The organism is Collinsella sp. CLA-ER-H9 (assembly GCF_040092295.1).
Classification (GTDB): Bacteria; Actinomycetota; Coriobacteriia; order Coriobacteriales; family Coriobacteriaceae; genus Collinsella.
In genome coordinates, this window is the sequence record NZ_JBBNLV010000001.1 from 230,416 (window position 1) to 250,885 (window position 20,470).

Consider the following 20,470-nt stretch of genomic DNA (forward strand, 5'->3'; position numbering starts at 1 on the left):
ATGATGGTCATACAGCAAATCGCGCCCGGAGCCGATTTTCTCTCTATTTTACGCCCCTACTTTAGTCAGACGAAGCAGCATATATTGTTTGCTAGGGAGGTCGATGCGGAACTTGCCCTCAAAGGTTCCGGGAAGCTCCTCCTCCGTCATGTCCCATGTGTCCACGACATTCACCTTGTAACGAGCGCCCGCCTCACCCTCAAACTCACGAGACCACTCATTTAAGTACGTCCCCAATGAGTGCGACGGAATGACTCCCCTTGGCAGTTTAAAGCTGTCATGCAGGAACCATCCCGTCGCACTCTAATGAAAGGGACTGGGTTGTAAATGTTGGAGAAGAGCCGTTAGTGCCCAGGGGTCAGGATCACCAGCGCGTCGTGCTCAAAGGGATGCTGAGCCACGCGCACGGTGCCGTCGCCGTTGTCGCGGACGGGCAGCTTGGCGATGCGCTTGTCCTCCATGTCGAGGACCGTTGCCGTCCAGCCGCGCGCGCCGTCGAGCTTAAACTTGAGCGCCGTGGTGCGCGGCAGGTACGTAACGACACGATCGCCAACGCGCGCCACACGAATGGCCTCCCGCGCGTCGTCGATCAGCTCCTGCGCCGGAACCACGGCAAGCGCGTCATCGCCAGCCGTAGCGCCCAGGCCGGCAAGCACGTGCTCGATCAGGCCAAAGTCCCACACGCCCGCAAACTGCAGGCACTCTTGCCAGCGGAACGGCATGTCAAAACCCTCGCCCAGGACGGAGCCCTTACTGCGCGACGTCTGCCAGTTCCACACGCCGTGCGCACCGTAGGTAATGCCGGCACTGGCACCGGCCAGAATGCTCGACCAAACACTCGCGCGACAATCCTGCGCGGTAAAACGCCAGTACACGTTGCGGCTCGCGCCCATTTGCTCGTAGCAGGGCTCGGAATTGACCATCGGCTTTTTGGGATACTGCGCGCGAAAATCCTCGGGCAGCTTCCAAGCTTCCTCCTGACCGCTATAGTTGTGGCCGGGCTGGAACATGTAGAAGTCCAAGCGATCGGCAAACTGCTCGGGCAGGGCGCGGTTGCCACGGTTGATATGCATGGTGTGCAAGGACTCGGGAGCCAGCTTGGTGACCTCGTCGAGTGCATCCCCGTAATAGGCGATAGCCTCGTCGGTCTTAAAGTCGGTGTCGCCTGTCACCACATAGACGGGGTCGAACTCGCCCAGGTTCTCGACGACGCGGGCAACGTGGGCGCGAACCTCCTCGCGCGGCATGACCTCGGCACCCAGGCGCTCGGCGATCACGGAGCCCCAGGTACCGGGCACGTAGTTGCACCACATAAGCACGAGCGCCGGACGAATGCCGTGCTCGACGGCAGCGCGACACATGGCGGCGGCGCGATCCCAGTACGCTTGGTTGGGACGGGACCAATCAAAATGCACGCCGTCCTCGCTGGCATAGGGCCAAATGCCCAGATCGGGGCAGCAGCGATCCCACTGCGGCAGCGTGTTGATCTGCAGCACGTTCATGCCCTGTTCGGCACGGCGGGTCAGATAGTAGTCCCAATCGGCCTCGGTAATGCTCGTAAACGCGCTCCAGCACGTATCGGCAAACCAAAAGAACGGTTTGCCCTCGCACAAAAAGCCGTCCTGACGACCGTTAACGGTCAGCTTTCCCAAACTCATCTGCATGTCCTTTCGTTTGATAAAGGAGTTGCGAACCGGCAGATTCTTTCGCGGTAACCCCGCGCGAAAGCACCTGGCGCTTAGCATGCCCCGGCGAGTAGGCGCCACGCGCCCCCAATCAGTCTACCTTGTAAGAAGGGCCCCGCCGGGCTTGCGCCTGACGGGGCCCTGTCGTGTAGGTAAGGTCGTATGCGTCCGAATGGTTTGGCCTTAGGCCTCCATCTCGGCGAGCTCCTCCTTGGAGAAGCCAGTGGCAAAGACGACGGCAGCTGCGATGACAAAGGAGATTGCCATACCGACGATAGCCCAGACGGTGTTCATCTGGCCACCCTGCAGGTAGTTGGTGAAGACCAGGAAGTTGGAGGCACCACCGGCCAGGTAGTAGGTAACACCCATGAGGCCGGAGAACACGGCGCCGATGGCACCGCCGATGAACATGCCGAGCATGGTGCGACGGAAGCGCATGAGGATACCGAAGAGCGCGGGCTCGGTGACGCCACCGGCGATAGCAGAGATGACGTAACCGATGGCGAGAGACTTCTCGTCGGGGTTCTTCATCTTGAGGAAGGCACCGAAGGCGCAGCCCCAGACGGCGGCCATAGCGCAGTTGGTGGAAACGAAGACGAAGGGATCGTAACCGGCAGCGATGATCTGAACCTGGGCGAGCAGGATGACGGGCATGTGCATGCCGCAGACCACGAAGAGCTGCCAGAAGGCGCCGAGGACGGCCATGACGATCAGAATACCGATGCCGCCAAGGTCAGCAAGGCCGAAGAGCGCGTTAGCGATCAGCGTACCGATCTCGTTGCCGATGGGGGCGAGGACGATGAAGGCGATGGGGATGGTAACGATCATGGTGCAAAACGGCGTGAAGACCGTGGAGAGCACGTCGGGCATGACCTTCTTAAAGAACTTCTCGACGAAGTAGAGGACAGGCACCGAAAGGATGATCGGCAGGACGGACTGCTGATAGTTGGCAGCAGCGATCTGGATGCCGTAGACGGAGATGATGCCGCCACCCTCCTGCGTGGCAGCCGTCACAACGGACGGAGCCATGAGGGCGCCACCGAGCAGCATGCCGAGCACGGGGCTGGCGCCGAGCTTCTTAGCCGCGGCATAACCCAGGTAGATGGGGATAAAGGTGAACGTGGCCTCGTACAGCGTGGTGTAGAGGAACGTATAGGTCGGGTCGTCGGCCGAGAGCACACCGAGCATGGTGGGGCCGAGGACGGCCGCGATGGTACGGAACAGACCGCCGGCCATGAGCAGCGGGATGAGCTGGGTCATGGAGCCCGACAGATAGTCGAGGATGATATTGGGGAGGTTCTTGAGCTCGAACTTCTCCTTGGGAGCGTCGAGGTTCTCGTTGACGGCCTCACCCTGCTTGACGCCGGAGATGGCGACGAACTCGGCGAGCACCTTGGGCACGTTCTGGCCAATGATGACCTGGAGCTGGCTGCCGGCGAACTGGCAACCCAGAACGCCCTTGACCTTCTTGATCTTCTCCACGTCGGCCTTGCTGTTATCCTTGAGCGTCAGACGCAGGCGCGTCATGCAGTTGGTGGCAACGGAAACATTCTCCGCGCCGCCCACGAGCTCGAGGACATCGGTGGCAATCTGCTTGTTATCTACTGCCATGGGACCCCTCCCCATATCTTCGTGTGCCAGCCCCCTTGGGCTTAGGCACGCCTTTGGCCCGGCGACTATAACCCCTTACGGTTGCCGGACCCTTGGATACGCTTTTGTAAACAAGGTGTTTACTGAACGTTTACAGGCTTTAGTTTACACGGAGCGCCTCATTTGTGGCAATTTTGCCGTCTGAAGTCCGGTGAACGGTAGGAAATCGGGGGTGAGCGTATTTAAATGGCAGAAGATGGTCTCTTTGGCCATCTATTCATATATAGCTCTTTACGTGGGCTTTTATTTTGATAAACACCTCGCTGACCTGTTACCTCATCAGCAGAAGCCCTGCTAGAAGTTAGTAAACATATGTTTAGTGGTTCATTGCGTGTTCAGTTTTGCCGTTTACCGAATTTATCTGCTTGTTCTGCAATTCTGGATTAAACTAAACATGTTTAGATTGTATTGCCGCTTATGTTTCGTGTTGGCGGCGCAAGGGAGGCAGCTCATGGAACTCAGATCGTGCACCTACGCAACCGTCACCACCTTGGGCGACTTTGGCCCCTGGATCAGCAAGGTCGTACTCGACCTGCCCTGCACCGTGCGCGCCAACGACATCGACACGAACACCTTCCATATATATGTAGAGCGTCACGAGCGCTCGGGCGAGGTTCTGATGCGCAAGGAGCGCGGCGCCGACCATGCCGTTCCCTCCGCGGGTTACATCGACATTCTCGCCGCATATCCGTGCGACGAGAACGGACGTAAGCTCGCCGTGGGCACCCATGTGGCGCTCGAGGTCGCCGAGCAGCGCCTGACCAAGACCATCGAAGGCGGCGTCATGGGCTCGCGCATGCTCGATGACCAGCTGCGCATCACGCAGCTCACAGCTCTTCCCGGCAACGACGGCGACGATCCCACCTGCGGCCTGGTCTTCGACACCTGCCGTGGCGATATCTGCCCCGCGCTCAAAGGCTGGAGCAACACCACACAAAAGACCGCCGTCGACGGCATCGCGCTCGAATACGGCTTCTTTGAGCCCAGCTTTAAGGCCGAGGACTCAGCATGCTTCAACCCCTTTGCGCCCGAGGCAACGGTTGTGCCCCAAAAGGCCCCGCTCGTGGTGTATCTGCACGGCGCCGGCGAGGGCAAGGGCACCACGCAAGGCGAAGGCGCCACGCGTGCCTATATCGGCAACCGCGTCACAGCCATTAGCCAGGCGCAGATCCAGCGCTACTTTGGCGGCTTCGCCTGGGTGCTCGTGCCGCAGTCGCCCACGTTTTGGATGGACAACGGCGTCGAGCAGCTCGGTCACTCCAACCAGAGCATCTACTCCCCCGTGCTCAAGGCGCTTATCGACGAGTTTGTCGCCGAGTATGCCGACCGCATCGACACCGACCGCATCGTGGTCGCCGGCCTTTCCAACGGCGGCTTTATGACCCTGCGCCTGTGCGCCGACTACCCCGATTTTTTCGCCGCGGGCCTTCCCTGCTGCGCCCCGTGGTACAACGCCACGGACGAGGACGTAGCCGCGCTCGCCAAGACGCCGCTGTGGTTTACGCACTCCAAGGGCGACGAGCTCGTGCCGCCGCAACAGACCGTGCTGCCGCTCACGGCGCGTCTGCGCGATGCCGGCGCCAACGTGCACCTCACCTACTTTAGCCATGTCGAAGACCTGACCGGCGTGTATCGCGAAGCCGACGGCTCGGCCAAAAAGACGTTCAACCATGGCGTGTGGATCCACCAATTCAACGACCTGTGTTATCAAGACTTCGACGGGGGCAACGTACTCATCGACGGCGAGCCGGTGGGCTGCTGGGAGTGGTCGGCCAGGGTCGACCGCTAAGCCCTCCCATCGCGGGGACCGGGGTTTAGTCTCGCAAACGTCCTCGGGCATGCATGGGCTGGCGCTTTGCGCTTCGCGCTGCGCCTGCCCATGCCCCCTGCGGAATGTTTGCAAGACTAAGCCCCGGTCCCCGCTGCGTTGCCATTGTCGTTGGCCCTGGCCGGGCGCTTCCGGCAGCACGCCGGGTCGGTGGCGATGAGGGGTGTGGGCCCGTCTTGCCTTGCGCGTAACTGGCTGAATTTTTTTGGTTGGAGCTGTTCCTATGTCTCAAAATTTGACTCGGGTGATTGTTACTACCGATATGGAAGTCGATGATATGAACTCTCTTGTTCATTTGGCTCTGTATCTTAACTTGCTTGATGTTCAGGCTGTGGTGTACACGGCTTCGCAGTATCACTTTCTTGGCGATGGCATCCATACGCTGGGTGAGGTGAATCCGCATTGGCGGACTAAGGGGCGTCGCTCTTATGAGTGGGCCGTTGTGCCGCATGAGCCCGACCCGCTGGCCGGCGAGCTTCGTGAGTATCGGCCGTTTCCCGAGCATTGGATCGAAAATCTTTGGAGCAATGAGTACGCCCAGGCTTGGCCGCAGCTACAGGCCAATGCCATCGCCGCCGATGAGCCGCCGTTTCCTACGCCGGCTCAGATGATTGAGCGCACGTTTGTGGGAAACGTTGCTTTTGAGGGTGACGTGACTGAGGAGACTGAAGGGTCGCGCGTCATCGCCGATGCCATCATGGATGACGACCCCCGCACGCTGTGGCTGCTCAGCTGGGGTGGTATGAATACGATCGTTCGTGCCCTCATGAGTATTGCCGAGCGTCATCGTGCCACGCCCGAGTGGCCCGCCGTGCAGCAGCGGGTCTATCAGAAGGTGCGCGTGATGGGCGTTGCCGGTGGCGTGGGACAGGACAACTCGTGGCTCGACCATGGGCGTGAGCTCTTTCCCGAGCTCATCTTTTGGCGGGTGCCCTATATGTATGGAAACTATTTCGACGCCAAGATGGCTCAGCCCGATACGCTGCCGCTGTTTAAGGCTCCCTGGCCTGCGCAGAACCTCACTCAGGGCAACGGCCCCCTCATGGCACGCTATATGCTCTATGGCGATGGTAAGGTCTACGAAAACGAACCCGAGCGCTTTCAGTTTGGCGAGCATGCCCGCCTGGATTGGGGCCTGGACGGTATGCCCGCGGTGCAGTTTGAGCGCGGCGACTTTATGGCCGAAGGCGACAGCATGACCTATATTCCGCTGCTGCCGTTTGGCCTGCGCGGCATCGACGACCGCGACTTCGATACGCTGCTGGGCCGCATGTTTCTTGATGGACACCCCGATGCGAGCGCGCCCGCCGGTTTTGCCGCCCTCGGCACGCCCGCAGACGACAATCTCAATCCCTACCTGCGCGCCTATCAGGAAGACTTTGCCGTCCGCGCGCAATGGTGCGCCCATGATCCGGCCATCTGCTCGCATCCGGCACATGTTGTCGAGGTCACGGCCGACCGCAGCGCCGCAGCCGGCGAGCGCGTCGCCCTTGCAGCGACCATCGTCGACCCCGATGGCAAGGGCTTCGATGCGCATTGGGATGTGGCCGTAGACCCATCGAGCTATGCAGGCGTCCAGGATCTGTCGATGTGGCAAGAATGCACGGTAGACACCGCTTTCATCGTGCCCGCCGACGCGCAGCCCGGTGACCGCTTCGTGCTCACCCTTACCGTGCAGACGCGCGCCGAGCGCCCCTGCACCCGCTACGCCCAGGTTGCCGTGACCGTGGCGTAGCAAGGGCAACGCCCACATTCGACAAAGAGTGTCCCCCAGGCGCCAAACGAGCGAGCGGGCACTCATTGGGGACGTACTTAAATGAGTAGTTTCACTCATTTAAGTACGTCCCCAATGAGTAAAGTGCGTCCCCAATGAGTAGGAAAAATGGGCCATGTGTCCCAGTTGTGGAGACTCGTTGAGCCGTCTGGGTATCGTGAAAGATCGCGCGCTCGCCCATCATCAAAAGTGACACACGCTACCTGTTGATGGGAGGCAGCCATGGGCTTCTTTGACAAAATGTTCGAGAAGAAAGAGTGCGCGATTTGCGGTACCGAGCTGGGACTTCTCGGCAAGACCAAAATCAACGAAGGTTACCTGTGCAAAGAGTGCGCCGGCAAACTCTCCCCCTACTTTCACGGCTATCGCTCCAGCACCGCGGACGATATACGCGAGCAACTCGCCTACCGCGAGGCCAACGCCGAGCGCCTGGCCTCGTTCAACCCCACGCGCACGCTTTCTGCCGGGCGAACCAACATCATGCTCGACGAAGACGCGGGCCTGCTGATTATCACTTCGCAGAGCCGCTGGCGCGACGCCAATCCCGACATCATCGAGTTCTCACAGGTACTCGGCTGCGATATGGACATCGACGAGCATCGCACCGAGATCTATCGCGAGACCAAGGACGGCGAGCGCGAGAGCTACAACCCGCCGCGCTACGACCTGGATTACGACTTTAATCTAACCATCCACGTCAACACGCCGTACTTTACCGAGATCAACCTGCGCGTGAACGACTCCACCATCGATCAGCGCGGGTCCATCGAGTACCGCGAGGCCAAGCGCCAGGCAACCGAAGTCCGCGATGCGTTGGTACAGCTGCGCCAGGAAACGCGCGACAGCGTCGTGGCCGCCAAGGCCCCCAAGACCGCGGTCACCTGCCCCTTCTGCGGAGCCACCACCATTCCCGATGCCAGTGGGCGCTGCGAATACTGCGGCGGCGCAATCGGCGCATAGCCCCCGGCACGGAAAGGACCGATCATGGCCTTCGAGAGCGTCAACTATCAGTGCCCCGCGTGTGGCGGCCCCCTTCACTTTGCCAGTGCCGAGCAAAAGCTCGTCTGTGACTACTGCGATTCTCGTTTTGAAGTCGAAGAAGTCGAGGCCCTCTATCGCGAGCGCCAGGACAAGGCAGATGCCAAAGCCGATGCCGCAGCCGCGGCCCCCAAGCCTGCTGTCGACGATGCCGTGCAGGAGCTGGCTCAAAACGCCGGCTACATCTGCTCGTCGTGCGGTGCCGAGCTGGTCTCGGACGGCACCGTCGCCGTTACCACCTGTCCATACTGCGGCAACTCTGCCGTGGCACCCGGCCAGCTCTCGGGCGACTTCTCACCCGACCTGGTGATTCCGTTTAAGCTCGGGCGCGACGATGTCATGGCCGCGCTCAAGGAACACTACAAGGGCAAGATCTTGCTGCCCAAGAGCTTTGTCACCGGCAACCATATCGACGAAGTCCAAGGTGTCTACGTGCCGTTTTGGCTCTACGGCGCCCGCGTTGACGGCGAACTGTACTTTGACGCGACCAACGAGACCGTAACCGAGGAATCCGACCGCACCGTCACGATCACCGACCACTACGACGCCTACCGTAAAGGCAATATCTCGTTTGAGCGCGTGCCCGTCGACGGATCGTCCAAGATGCCCGACGGCCACATGGACGCCATCGAGCCGTTTGACTACGGCGCGCTGCGCCCGTTTTCGGTCGCGTATATGCCCGGCTACATCGCCAACCGCTACGACGAGGACTGCGAAACCTGCAAGGCGCGCGCCGAGCGCCGCATGGAGGAGAGCACGATCTCGGCCCTGCGCGAGACCGTCGTCGACGAATATGACGACGCCACGGTCGAAAGCAAGCAGCTCGACTACACCTGGGAAGAAAGCGATTATGCCCTGTTCCCCGTGTGGATGCTCTCTACCTCGTGGAACGGCAAGGGTTATCTGTTTGCCATGAACGGCCAGACCGGTCGCATGGTCGGCGAGCTCCCCTGTTCCAAGCCCAAGCTCGCCATTGCCTCGGTGCTGTTCTTTGTGATCGGATTTGCCCTCTCCCAGATCCTCTTCATGGGTGAGAACGCCTTCAATCCGGATTACCTCACCTTTGATGTCGAGGGCATCCTCATCAACATCATCGCGCCACTGATCATCGTGATTATCGGAGACGTGCTGCTGGTAGGCCAGCTCAAGACAGCCAACGAGGCCACCCACGCCGATTGCTACTGCGGAGACCTCGACCTGACCGAGAAGCACGACACCTTCAGCCATACCGAGACCTCGGTCGTCATGAAGGACAACAAAGACGATTAACCATTCTGACCAATACCACCCGGCCTTTGACGAGAAAGGAAGATCACCATGGGACTCTTGAAAGCTGGATTGGGAGCTGCCGGCGGCGTCATGGCCGACCAGTGGAAGGAATTTATCTATTGCGAATCGATGCCCGCTGACGTCTTGGCGTGCAAGGGCAGCAAGCGCACCGGCGGCCGCAGCTCCAACACGCGCGGCGAGGACAACGTCATCTCCAACGGCTCCGTCATCGCCGTCAACGACGGCCAGGGCATACTCGTGGTGCAAAACGGCAAGATCATCGAAGTCGCGCTGGAGCCCGGCGAGTTTGTCTTTGACACTGGCAGCGAGCCGAGCGTCTTTAGCGGCAACCTAGGCGATTCCATCAAGGAGACCTTCGCCAATATCGGCAGCCGCTTTACCTTTGGCGGCGACGCGGGCAAAGACCAGCGCGTGTACTTCATCAACACCAAGGAGATCATCGGCAACAAGTACGGCACCGCCTCGCCTGTGCCCTTCCGCGTGGTCGACAACAACATTGGTCTGGACGTCGACATCTCCGTGCGATGCAACGGCGAGTATTCGTACCGCATCACCAACCCGCTGCTGTTCTACACCAACGTATGCGGCAACGTGACCGATAGCTACACGCGCGACAAGATCGACAGCCAGCTTAAGTCCGAGCTGCTCACCGCCCTGCAGCCCGCCTTCGCCAAGATCTCGGAGATGGGCATCCGCTACAGCGCCATCCCCGGCCACACCACCGAGCTCGCCCGCGCGCTCAACGAGGTTCTCTCTGCCGACTGGCGTGACCTGCGCGGTGTCGAGATCGTGAGCTTTGGCGTCAACTCCATCGCCGCCTCGCAAGAGGACGAGCAGATGATCAAGGACCTGCAGAAAGCCGCAGTCATGCGCGATCCCACCATGGCGGCAGCCAACATTGCCAGCGCCCAGAGCGACGCAATGCGCGCGGCAGCCGCCAATCCCAACGGCGCGATGGCAGGCTTTATGGGCATGGGCATGGCAGGTGGCATGGGCGGCATGAACGCCAGCCAGCTGTTCGCCGCCGGCCAGGCACAGCAGCAGGCCGCCCCGCAACCGGCTCCGGCACCCGCTCCCGCACCGGCTCCTGCCGCTGCCCCCGCGGCCGGCACATGGACCTGCAGCTGCGGCGCCACCAACACCGGCAAGTTCTGCTCCGAGTGCGGCAGTCCCGCACCCGCCCCGGCACCGGCCAAGTGGTTCTGCCCCAACTGCGGCAGCGAAAACGGCGGCAAGTTCTGCAGCAACTGCGGAACGCCCAGGCCCTAGCCCCTCTATCTGGTAATTGGCGGGGGATCCGCCACCCCCGCATTTGCTTCTATGGGTTTCGTTCGATAAAGGAGGACACCATGAAGACAACGTTCAAAAAGCCCGTACTCGCATTTCTGACATGCGTCCTTGCGCTCGCCTTTGCCCTGACGGGCTGCAGCGGCGGCGGCAAAGACCCCAAGGCCAACTTCGTCGGCAGCTGGCAGTACTCGGGTGGAACCTTGGACGGCGAAGAGCTCACCGATGAGTACATGGATATGCTCAAGGAGTGGGGCCTCAACTGTATCCTGATCCTCGACGAAGACGGCACGGGCGTCCTCGACATGTTCCTTGAGGTCGCCGACCTGAAATGGGAGGCCAAGGACGCCACCACCGTAACGATTACCGCCGAAGATGAGTCGCACGACCTGAAGCTCAAGGACGACAAGCTCGTCCTGGAGGTGGACGGCGACAAGCTTATCTTTACGAAGTCCGACAAGGATCTGTCCGGTACGGTGAAGAAGGATCGCGAGAACGCCGAGAAGGAAGAAGAGATCGATGAGGCCGTCGAAGACGACGACGTCCAGAGCATCGAAATCTCCCCCGCCGTCACCGTCGCCGATGACGACCTGTGCACCATCACCATCACCGAGAAGTTCAAGGACGACTGGGGCGACATCGGCTTTGTCGTCAACATCACCAACAAGAGCGACAAGGACCTGACCTTCTACGCTCCTTCCGGCAAGACCAACGTCAACGGCACCATGAAGGAACCCTGGTTCTCGGCTCACCTGATGCCCGGCACCAACGCCACCGAGGAATTCACGTTCTCGAACGGCACGCTCGATAGCCTTGACGACCTCGTCAATACGACCATCGGCATCGACGCCTACCTGACCGATTCCTACGAGGACGTCGCCTCCTACAGCGCAACCATCGCGTAACGGCACGTAACATCAGCCGCGGATTGGCGGACACATCCGCGCACACCAGACGGGGCCGCAGGAGTTGATCCTGCGGCCCCGCCGTCTTGCGCCGACAGCACCGTTCGCACAAGCAGGTCGCCCGCCGTTTTCTGATGCAAAACGGCGGGCGGCCTATCTTTACGGCGCCAGAACACGGATGAGCGCACCGACTACGGGCGCTCCATATTGGGAACGATGCTGCCCTCGGTCACCGCATGTACGGCCAGGCGCATGATGTTGTCGTAACCGGTCTTGTTGAGGATCTCCGAGATGCGGCGCTTGATGGTGCCCTCGCTCATAAACAACTCGGCCGCGATCTCGCGACGACTTTTGCCCTCGCAGGCAAGGCGCAAAATCGACAGCTCGACATCGTCAAGGGCCGCCGTGCCCGAGAAAATGCTCTCGGGCGGCTTGGGAAACGTACAGTAGCCCGCCAGCGTGGAACGCATCACGGCGAACAGTTCGTCGATGCCGACGTTCTTGTACACAAAGCTATCGACGCCCGCCTCGCGAGCCTGATCGACAAAGGTGATCTCGGGCATGCCGGTCATGATGATGACGCGACACTCGGGCAGCTCCTCTTTAATACGCGCCGCCGCCACGATGCCGTTTGAATCGTGTTCGGTGCACACGTCCATCAGTATCATGTCCGGGCGCTCCTTGAGCGCGACACCCAAGGCCTCGGAGGCATCGGCGATCGCGGCGACGACGGTCATATCGGGCTGGTCGCCAACGGAGCGCGCGAGGCTCTCGCGCAGAATGGCCTGGTCTTCGACTATAAGGACGCGGATCATGAGCTTCTCCTTTGGGACGTGTCGTTGGCGTTAAGCGGAATGGATACCGCAAGCGTAAAGGGCGGGGCGGCGTGGACCTCTAGGCTGCCACCCAGATCTTGCGCGACATGCCTCATACCTGGGATACCCGTTCCCTCGCGATACGATACGGGGGCAGGCGCGCCATCGTTAGAAACGGTCATCCGCGCAACAGCGCCGTCTTCCGACGTCTCCTGCCACAGGCGCACATGGACCTGATGGGCCTGTGCATGCTTGGTGGCATTGGTTGAGGCTTCGCGGATAATCTGCAAAAATGCGGCGGCGACACGCGCGTCGCTTGGCAGCTCTCCCTCCACATCGATCTGCACGCTCACCAGGCCAAAGGCATGGACGATATCGCCCAGTTGCTCTGCCGGTTCGGTGTCACCCCTGCTATGCAAGTCGGCGGCAATCGAGCGCAGCAGCGGATCGATCTGCTCGAGCGACTCGTCATCCAGGCGCCCCTCCTCAAGATAACGATGGAGGATGGACAGGCGCTGACCGATCACATCGTGCACACGGGCGCGCATACGCAGATAGGCCGCATTGTCAGCAACTTTTTTGACTTCTTCGATCTGGGCTTGGAGCTCTTGGCCCGCAAGCTCAAGCAGGTGGTTGGCTTGCGCCAGGCGATCATGAGCATGCGCATACTCTGTTACATCCAGGCCGATAATGCGCTCGAAGAGGCGGCCCGAAACCATAACGTCATCGTGCACAAACAAGCGAATCTCGGCGGGAGAAACCTCGACCACAACGCGCGCCTCACCAAAGCGGTCCAGATTAATGCGCACGCGGTTCTTGCTGCTTTCGGGCATTTGCATGCTGAGTTTGCGCAGGTCGTTCCACGTACCGCTCATATCGCCTAGGTCGGTGGGCATATGAAGCTCCACCAGGTTTTTTCGCATGCAGCGGTTCATGAGCAGCGGACGGCCCCTCGGGTCCAGATACAGGATGCCCACGGGAATCACGTTGATGGTTTCGATCGTCGAGAACGTAGTGATATCTTCCTGGCGGTTACGGACGTCCATCAAGAGCGCCGCGATGGAGCGGAACAGGAAGAACGCTCCCTCCGCGATAAGGACAAGGGCCCACGCCGAGCCCACGGCAAAAACCACCGGCGGTGTAACGGCGACAACAAGCAGCAGCTCGGCCAGCATGACGGGGCGACGATAGTGCACCATAAGCAACACGCCATAGGCAAAGATCGCGGCATTGAGCCACAGCACTCCGCCCATTGCCCTGGCGCAAACGTCAAGCGGCGCCACCAGATACGAGCCAGACGACGCGAATAAGATGAGCACCGAAATCATCAGGTGAAGCACAAGGCTCGCCTCGTAGGCGCAAATCACCTTACGGTTATAGGACGAGCGGCGCGATGCGATGAGCGGGACGTGGATCATCTGCAGACACGCAGCCAGGGCAAAGACAACATCGAGCGCAACGATTTGGGGAAGGATGAGCGAAATCTGCATCGTCACTCACCCGCCCTCGGCATCAAAACGATCATGCGCAGCTGGCCGGGCTCGCCCTCAAGGCGGTATGCCACGTTGCGCCCCTGCAGCGCACTTTCGAGTTCATGGGCGGCCGGTGTCTGAGACAAGTCTTCCTCATCGTTGGAGAAAAGCGTAGCGCGCAGCTCGACACTGCACGAGTCATGGTCGCCCAAGTGATACATGAGCGCCGGATGGTCGGTGGTGTAGGCAAAAAACGCAAAGTCATACACGCAGTCGTACAGGGCGCTTACCGTACTGGCGTGCATGGGGCGTCGTATGGCGATAATCGAGGCGCAATCGACATCGACGGTGCGCAGGTCGCTTGCGAGCTCGTTGGCAATGAGCTGGATGCGGTCGCGGTCAAAGCCGCTCTCCCCGTGCTGCGCCAGCGTGAGCGACCCCTTGCGCTTGCAATAGGCGACGAGCATCTTGGCGCGCTGTAGCATGCGGTAACGCTCGTGAGAAGACGCTTCGTCGGTCAACGGCGGCAGCGAGCTCAGCAGGTCGTACATCCCTTCGAGCGCGCGGGCAAGCGCCTGGTCCACGTCTTGGACCAGCAAGGTCTCGGCCTCTTGATCTGCCAGGTGCGTCTTAAGGTCGTAGTCGGCGGCGAGCAGCTCGTTTTGACGCTGCAGCTCCATGCGACGATGCGCCAGCTCACGGTTAAGCTCGTTGAGCTCCGACACGTCTTGGGCAAGCAGGGCCGATCCGCCCAGCAGTGGAAAGGCACGATACATCACATCGGAATCGGACACCACAGCAAAGGCATGGGCGCGGCCGTGCTCCTGGGCCCACAACTCCTCGCGCACGCCTACCGGCATTGGCTTTGACACCGGCGTGGCATAGACCTCCTGCAGGTCGCGCGTTAGAACTTTGAGGTCGAGCGGCAAGGTGTCGAAGATGCCGGCGATGTCGTGATACGACGGAATGACACCGCAATCGAGACAGATTTCCATCGCCACCACGCACAGGACGCAATAGACGAGCGAAAAGTTGAGCCTCCATGCCCAGGGCACGCGCAGAGCATACGAGATGGCAAAGAATGCGCCACCCAGTAGTACGAGCGCCGCCGTGCCCGAGAAACGCTGGATGCGAAAGGACGAGGACCGACCAACCAGGATAAAAAAGGCCACAAAGTTAAAGGCCGTCCACACGAGGACGGCGAAATAACCCCAGCCGTATGTGTAATCTTTGCTCCAGGTGTCGCTTGTACGGTCAAAGCGGAAGACCTGCTGGTGAAAATCGTTGGTGAGCACAAATCCGATAAGCAGGATGGCCACAATCCACAGCGCAGCGCAGTAGCGGCGACCCAGGCGGTGCTGTTCCACGCCCGCGAGGCGCAGGCCGCACAGCTGGTAGAGCAGCGGAATGATCGTCATGGGCACGTAGTACAGGTACCACAGCACGGTGGCATAGAACGGCGTGAACGACTTGTATTTGAGGATTACCTCGATCATCCAGAGGGCGCAGATAGTGGCAACGGCAACAAGGCGGCGGCGCAAGACGTAGTCCAGGCAGCGCAGGTACGCCAACACACCCCAGATTGAAAAGGCGATTGCGGCAACAAGCAACGGAAGAGAGCTCGAGTGGACGAGCGCATCCACGACCTCTTCGGACACCTCGCTATAGGCGGGCACGACGTTAGAAAGTTTGGGGTCGAAGGCGAACAGCGCCGGCAAAACTGCCAAAAGCATGAGGAACAGCGCGGTGATGGCGCCGGCGATAGCAAAGACGCGGTGACGGTACACCTGATGTGTTATGCCAACAAGGAATCGCGGCATGGCGAAGAGCCTGCCGCCCCTAGGATCCGCTACGGGCGCGGATCGGGCGGCCGCGTGGCCAATATGTCGCTCGCGGGTACCCATAGTGCTTTTAGTGTACCGACAGGCAGGCCCAAAAAGCGGGCCACATGTCCCAAAATCCGCAGACGGCAGGGAGTGTCCCCAGCGACTAATCATTTAAGTACGTCCCCAATGACTACCAATGACGAGAGTGGATAATCTCCCACTTTGAGCCCGCAGACAGGCAAAAAACGGGAGATTATCCACTCTCATTCTGCGGGCACTCATTTAAGTACGTCCCCAATGAGTGCTTTTTTGACAAAGCGCCCGGCGAGCACAAGCTGCTCGCCGGGCGCTTTAGTTAGGAAGCTGTGGTTGTTGGGAAAACCTTAGGCCAGGTCCTCGCCGTTCGTCTCGATGACGTGTTTATACCAATCGAAGCTCTTCTTTTTGGAACGCTTGAGGGTGCCGTTGCCTGCGTCGTCGCGGTCCACGTAGATAAAGCCATAGCGCTTGGACATCTCGCCCGTGCCGGCAGACACCAGGTCGATCGGGCCCCAGGTGGTGTAGCCCAGCAGGTCAACGCCGTCCTCGGTCACCGCATCGCGCATCGCGGCGATGTGCTGGCGCAGGTAGTCGATACGGTAGTCGTCGTTGATGGAGCCATCCTCCTCGACAACATCCTTGGCGCCCAGACCGTTCTCGACCACAAACAGCGGCTTCTGATAGCGGTCGTACAGGTCGTTGAGGGTAATGCGGAAGCCTAGCGGATCGATGGCCCAGCCCCACTGGCTCTCCTGCAGGTAGGGGTTCTTGGCGCCGGCGAAGGCGTTGCCCTGGGTGCGCTCGACATCGGGGTTATCGGCACCGGCGGAGCAACGGGTGCTGTAATAGCTAAAGCTGATGAAGTCGACGGTGTTGGCGGCCAGAATCTCGCGGTCCTCGTCCGTCATGCCCACATCGATGCCCAGACGCTCGAGCTTCTTGACGGCATAGGCCGGGTAGTAACCGCGGCTCTGAACGTCGACGAAGAAATAGTTGCTCTGGTTGTCAATCTGCGCCTGGCGCACATCGCCCGGACGGCAGCTGTAGGGGTAGTAGCTACCTGCGGCAAGCATGCAACCGATCTTGACCTCAGGGTCGATCTCGTGAGCGATCTTGGTTGCCCAGGCGCTGGCGACGAGCTCGTTGTGGGCGGCCAGGTACTCGACGGCCTCCTTGTTCTCGCCCTCCTCAAAGACCAGACCGGCACCCATAAACGGCAGGTGCAAGATCATATTGATCTCGTTGAAGGTAAGCCAGTACTTCACCAGGCCCTTGTAGCGGGTGAAGATCGTGGTCGCGAGGTTCTTGTAGAAGTCGATGAGCTTGCGGTTACGCCAGCCGCCGTACTCCTTGATAAGGTGGATCGGGCAGTCGAAGTGCGTGATGGTCACGAGCGGCTCGATGCCGTGCGCCTGACACTCGCGGAAAACGTCCTCGTAGAAGGCCAGGCCGGCCTCGTTGGGCTCGGTCTCGTCACCGTTGGGGAAAATGCGGGTCCACGCCAGGCTCATGCGGAAGGTCTTAAAGCCCATCTCGGCAAAGAGGGCGATGTCCTCCTTGTAGTGGTGGTAGAAATCGATGCCGGTCTGCGCGGGATAGTAATAGCCATCCTCGAAGTCGAGCATCTTGCGCTGGCCGGAGACCACCGCGTAGCGCTCGGGGCCGTGCGGGGCCACGTCCACGTTGGCCAGGCCGCGGCCATCCACGTCGTAAGCGCCCTCGCACTGGTTGGCAGCCGTCGCGCCGCCCCACAGGAAGTCATTACGGAAAGCCATGCATCGATCCTTTCACACGTTGTTTGTCGTGGTTTCAGTATCCTTGCAAACAGCGCGTCGCTCAACGGCAACGGCGCAGGTCGACACTTCTTTTCGCACACGGCGGCCCGGCAGCCGCCCCCGTCTGACACTTTTTGATACCCGCCCGCCCAAACCACCACAAAGGGGACAGGCACCTTTGTGGTGGTTTGGGCAGTTGCGGTGAAATAGTTCCTGTTTTCCGGTCCGCGGCGCCTAAACAGGAACTATTCCACCGCAAGTTAATGAGGCCAGTCGCAGGTGATGTAGAGGTTTTTGCCGATGAGGCCTATGCAACCGTCCTCGACCTGCGGACTATTTGACTGAATAGGAAAAAAAGGAAAAAATAGGAAAAAAAGGAAAGGAGACTTATGACTGAAACCATCTTCTCCCCCTCATTTGGAAATCGCCCGTCCTATCTGGTGGGGCGCGGGAACGTGATTTCGACATTCATATCCGGCCTTGAGCAGGAGCCGGGCAATCGCGACCGAGCCATGCTCATGCTTGGACAGCGAGGCAGCGGCAAGACGGTTCTTCTGTGGGAACTTGCCGACCGCGCACGCAAGCTCGGCTATGTTGTCGCCACGCCTACCGTAGCCTCCGAGGATATGCTCGAGCGCATTGTTGAGAAAATCCAAGAAGCAGGCGAGCCTTACGTCAATACGCGCTACCTTCCCAAACTCACGGGCGGCAGCCTAAGTGTTTTCGGTTTCTCGGCAGGCCTCGAGTTCACACGAGACGTGCAGGAGACCAAGAGCTTTCAGTTTAAACTCACGCAGCTTGCGCGCAAACTGACCGAGCAGGGCCACGGCATCCTCATCCTCATCGATGAGCTCCAGGCAAATTCACCCGAGATTAGGCAGCTCGTCACCGCCTATCAAGAGCTGGTCGGCGAACGACTCAACGTCGCGCTCGTCATGGCGGGCCTCCCGGGAGCAGTCTCCGCGACACTCAACGACCGCGTACTGACATTTCTCAACCGCGCACGCAAAGTCACGCTCGAACCGCTTTCAGTCGGAGATGTCGATGCATATTATCAGCGGGCTTTCGAAGAGCTCGACCTTGATATTCCAAGCGACCTTCGCCTCCGCGCCGCTCACGCGACCCAAGGTTCGCCCTATATGCTGCAACTTATTGGCTATAACATCGCCAATCGTTGCAAGGCCGGAGAACGCATAGCGCAAGCGCATGTCGACGGAGCTATCGAAGCATCGAAAGTCGATTTCGAAAATGATGTTTGTGAAACGACGCTCGCCGCGCTATCGGACCAAGACGTCGCGTTTCTCGACGCAATGACTGATGACGAAGACGCCGTTTCGCGCATTTCCGATGTAGCGAAACGCATGTCGGTCACACCCGACTACGCGCAAAAGTATCGCCGGCGCCTCATCAACGCCGGCGTTATCGAACAGGCGCGCCGCGGTTACGTGCGCTTCGCCGTACCATATATGGCTGACTACCTGCGCAGCCAGCTCTAGCCAACCACCACAAAGGGGACAGGCACCTTTGTGGTGATTTGGGGCGGTTTGTCTTGATCTGTAACAGCTAGGCCGTCAAAATCGGGTTTGGTGTTACAGATCGAGATTTTCGGGCGGCCTTCTACGATATGTCTCAATCTGTAACAGGTAGTAACGATTTAGCCCGCTAGATGTTACAGATCGAGACAGAAGACTCTAGTCGCAGGTGATGTCGAGGTTCTTGCCGATGAGGCCTACGTAGCCGCCCTCGGCTGCCTTGGGGCTGTCAGCATGGCAGAGGACCCACTTGTCGGCCTTCCAGTAGCAGTAGCTGTCACCGGCGGCAGGCATGTCGGCTGCAGCCTCGGGGCGCGGGCCGTTGGTGCCCGCCGGCAGCGCCACCATCACCTGGAAGCCGCCGTCGTCGACCATGCAGGGCGTGTAGTGGAGCGTGGTGTTAAAGACTTCGACGACCGTACCCGCCGGCACGCGGAACGCCTTGACCTGAGCGGTGTCGAGCTTGCCGTCCTCGATCTCCCAGCGATGCGCCACGAGCAGGATAAAATCGCGGGCGCCCAGGTTAAACTCGCTGGCGCGGTGATACTCCAGGCAGTTGAGCTGCGTGTTGTGGCCGTTGCACCAGCCCAGCTGGAAGGGACGACCGCCAAACATGAGAAAGCCCAGCTTATCGGCATCCTTGACGCCCTCGAGCTCCGGCGCACTCGCTACGTACTTGCTGCCCTCAGGAATGGGCGTGGCAGAGAGCGCCTCGAACACGGGCGACGTGAGCTCGGACGGAACGTCATCCCAAACGTTGCCATAGGATTTGAACTCGGGATCGTTAACAGAGTAGATATGCATGTTCGCTCCTGTTCGTAAATGTGACTATACGAACATTCTAGAACAAACATGAGCGATTTTGAACGCTCGTCCCGACCACTCAACAAAAAGGTGCCCCGCATAAGCGAAGGCGCCCAATGCGCGCGTTTTGGGCGATAAAGCCCTTACGCCTGCTGATAGTGCAGGTGCTTCTCGTCGATATCGGCCAGGTCGCGGTCGAGATAACGGCGCGCAAGCCAGTTGGCCATGGGGAGGTTCTGGTCCAGGTAGTTGCCGCACTCCTCGGGAGCAGCGCCGGGGATATCGCCCTCAAAGCCAGCAACAAACTCGAACAGCTCACGCACGAGCGGCAAGATTTCCTCGCTCGTCAGCTCACCAAAAACGACGAGGTAAAAGCCCGTGCGGCAGCCCATGGGCCCAAAGTAGACGATACGGCTCGACCACTCGGCATGATTGCGGAGGAACGTGGCACCCAGATGCTCGATGGTGTGGCATTCGGCCGTGTTCATGACCGGCTCCTTGTTGGGCGTGGTCAGGCGCAGATCAAAGGTAGTGACGGCAGCGCCGGTCGCCGGATCGCGGTCGATGCGGCTCACATACACGCCGGGCTCAAGCAGCAGATGGTCAACGGAAAAACTTGCGATGCGCTCCATGGCAGTTCCTCTCGGTAGTCAATTTGGGACGGGGCTCTTTTAGCTGGTTCGAATGGTCGCACCAATCATACCAGTCAAAAAAGCCCCGTCCCAAATGAGCTGCCTGGGACGGGGATCA

At 60.0% G+C, this 20,470-nt stretch carries 16 protein-coding genes; 7 read left to right on the forward strand and 9 right to left on the reverse strand.

Annotation, left to right across the window (positions count from 1 at the left end; translation table 11 throughout):
- Positions 1 to 48: 48 nt before the first annotated feature.
- The 3 genes from AAAX73_RS00990 to AAAX73_RS01000 all read right to left on the reverse strand — a co-directional run bounded on the left by AAAX73_RS00990 (position 49) and on the right by AAAX73_RS01000 (position 3,296).
- Positions 49 to 237: a DUF5605 domain-containing protein gene (locus AAAX73_RS00990; RefSeq protein WP_349124770.1), complete on the reverse strand. Its 189-nt coding sequence runs from the start codon at positions 235 to 237 to the stop codon at positions 49 to 51.
- A gap of 107 nt (positions 238 to 344) precedes the next feature.
- On the reverse strand, positions 345 to 1,658 hold the full coding sequence (locus AAAX73_RS00995) for a DUF4038 domain-containing protein (RefSeq protein ID WP_349124771.1): 1,314 nt from the start codon (positions 1,656 to 1,658) through the stop codon (positions 345 to 347).
- Between the two features lie 210 nt (positions 1,659 to 1,868).
- Positions 1,869 to 3,296: a PTS transporter subunit EIIC gene (locus AAAX73_RS01000; protein WP_349124772.1), complete on the reverse strand. Its 1,428-nt coding sequence runs from the start codon at positions 3,294 to 3,296 to the stop codon at positions 1,869 to 1,871.
- Positions 3,297 to 3,786: 490 nt separating this feature from the next.
- Here AAAX73_RS01000 and AAAX73_RS01005 point away from each other — a divergent pair, with 490 nt between their 5' ends.
- The 6 genes from AAAX73_RS01005 (at position 3,787) to AAAX73_RS01030 (ending at position 11,457) form a co-directional block, all read left to right on the forward strand.
- The gene (locus AAAX73_RS01005) at positions 3,787 to 5,124 is read left to right on the forward strand and encodes a prolyl oligopeptidase family serine peptidase (RefSeq protein ID WP_349124773.1); all 1,338 of its coding nucleotides are present in this window, start codon (positions 3,787 to 3,789) and stop codon (positions 5,122 to 5,124) included.
- A gap of 262 nt (positions 5,125 to 5,386) precedes the next feature.
- Positions 5,387 to 6,898, forward strand: a complete 1,512-nt coding sequence (locus tag AAAX73_RS01010; RefSeq protein ID WP_349124774.1) for a nucleoside hydrolase-like domain-containing protein — start codon at positions 5,387 to 5,389, stop codon at positions 6,896 to 6,898.
- 261 nt (positions 6,899 to 7,159) lie between these two features.
- Positions 7,160 to 7,897 (forward strand): DUF4428 domain-containing protein, encoded by a 738-nt coding sequence (locus tag AAAX73_RS01015; protein WP_022094560.1) that lies wholly within the window; start codon positions 7,160 to 7,162, stop codon positions 7,895 to 7,897.
- Between the two features lie 24 nt (positions 7,898 to 7,921).
- The gene (locus AAAX73_RS01020; RefSeq protein WP_349124775.1) at positions 7,922 to 9,244 is read left to right on the forward strand and encodes a hypothetical protein; all 1,323 of its coding nucleotides are present in this window, start codon (positions 7,922 to 7,924) and stop codon (positions 9,242 to 9,244) included.
- Positions 9,245 to 9,292: 48 nt separating this feature from the next.
- Positions 9,293 to 10,534, forward strand: a complete 1,242-nt coding sequence (locus AAAX73_RS01025) for an SPFH domain-containing protein (RefSeq protein ID WP_349124776.1) — start codon at positions 9,293 to 9,295, stop codon at positions 10,532 to 10,534.
- A gap of 80 nt (positions 10,535 to 10,614) precedes the next feature.
- The gene (locus tag AAAX73_RS01030) at positions 10,615 to 11,457 is read left to right on the forward strand and encodes a hypothetical protein (RefSeq protein ID WP_349124777.1); all 843 of its coding nucleotides are present in this window, start codon (positions 10,615 to 10,617) and stop codon (positions 11,455 to 11,457) included.
- A gap of 191 nt (positions 11,458 to 11,648) precedes the next feature.
- On the opposite strand, the gene AAAX73_RS01035 is transcribed toward AAAX73_RS01030, so the two are convergent.
- The 4 genes from AAAX73_RS01035 to AAAX73_RS01050 form a co-directional block, all read right to left on the reverse strand.
- A complete protein-coding gene (locus AAAX73_RS01035; RefSeq protein WP_349124778.1) occupies positions 11,649 to 12,272 on the reverse strand; it encodes a response regulator transcription factor in 624 nt (207 codons plus the stop codon).
- Positions 12,269 to 13,768, reverse strand: a complete 1,500-nt coding sequence (locus tag AAAX73_RS01040; protein WP_349124779.1) for a hypothetical protein — start codon at positions 13,766 to 13,768, stop codon at positions 12,269 to 12,271. The genes AAAX73_RS01035 and AAAX73_RS01040 overlap by 4 nt, the downstream gene beginning before the upstream one ends.
- On the reverse strand, positions 13,765 to 15,564 hold the full coding sequence (locus tag AAAX73_RS01045) for a histidine kinase N-terminal 7TM domain-containing protein (protein ID WP_349124780.1): 1,800 nt from the start codon (positions 15,562 to 15,564) through the stop codon (positions 13,765 to 13,767). Before AAAX73_RS01045 ends, AAAX73_RS01040 begins: the two co-directional genes overlap by 4 nt.
- A gap of 389 nt (positions 15,565 to 15,953) precedes the next feature.
- Positions 15,954 to 17,384: a 6-phospho-beta-glucosidase gene (locus tag AAAX73_RS01050; protein WP_349124781.1), complete on the reverse strand. Its 1,431-nt coding sequence runs from the start codon at positions 17,382 to 17,384 to the stop codon at positions 15,954 to 15,956.
- A 389-nt stretch (positions 17,385 to 17,773) separates the two neighbouring features.
- Here AAAX73_RS01050 and AAAX73_RS01055 point away from each other — a divergent pair, with 389 nt between their 5' ends.
- Complete coding sequence (locus tag AAAX73_RS01055; RefSeq protein ID WP_117640522.1) at positions 17,774 to 18,880, forward strand: ATP-binding protein; 1,107 nt, start codon at positions 17,774 to 17,776, stop codon at positions 18,878 to 18,880.
- Positions 18,881 to 19,075: 195 nt separating this feature from the next.
- Here AAAX73_RS01055 and AAAX73_RS01060 read toward each other — a convergent pair whose 3' ends face one another.
- Both AAAX73_RS01060 and AAAX73_RS01065 read right to left on the reverse strand, forming a co-directional pair.
- On the reverse strand, positions 19,076 to 19,720 hold the full coding sequence (locus AAAX73_RS01060) for a DUF4867 family protein (RefSeq protein ID WP_349124782.1): 645 nt from the start codon (positions 19,718 to 19,720) through the stop codon (positions 19,076 to 19,078).
- Between the two features lie 143 nt (positions 19,721 to 19,863).
- Positions 19,864 to 20,352: an S-ribosylhomocysteine lyase gene (locus AAAX73_RS01065; protein ID WP_117640520.1), complete on the reverse strand. Its 489-nt coding sequence runs from the start codon at positions 20,350 to 20,352 to the stop codon at positions 19,864 to 19,866.
- Positions 20,353 to 20,470: the final 118 nt, after the last annotated feature.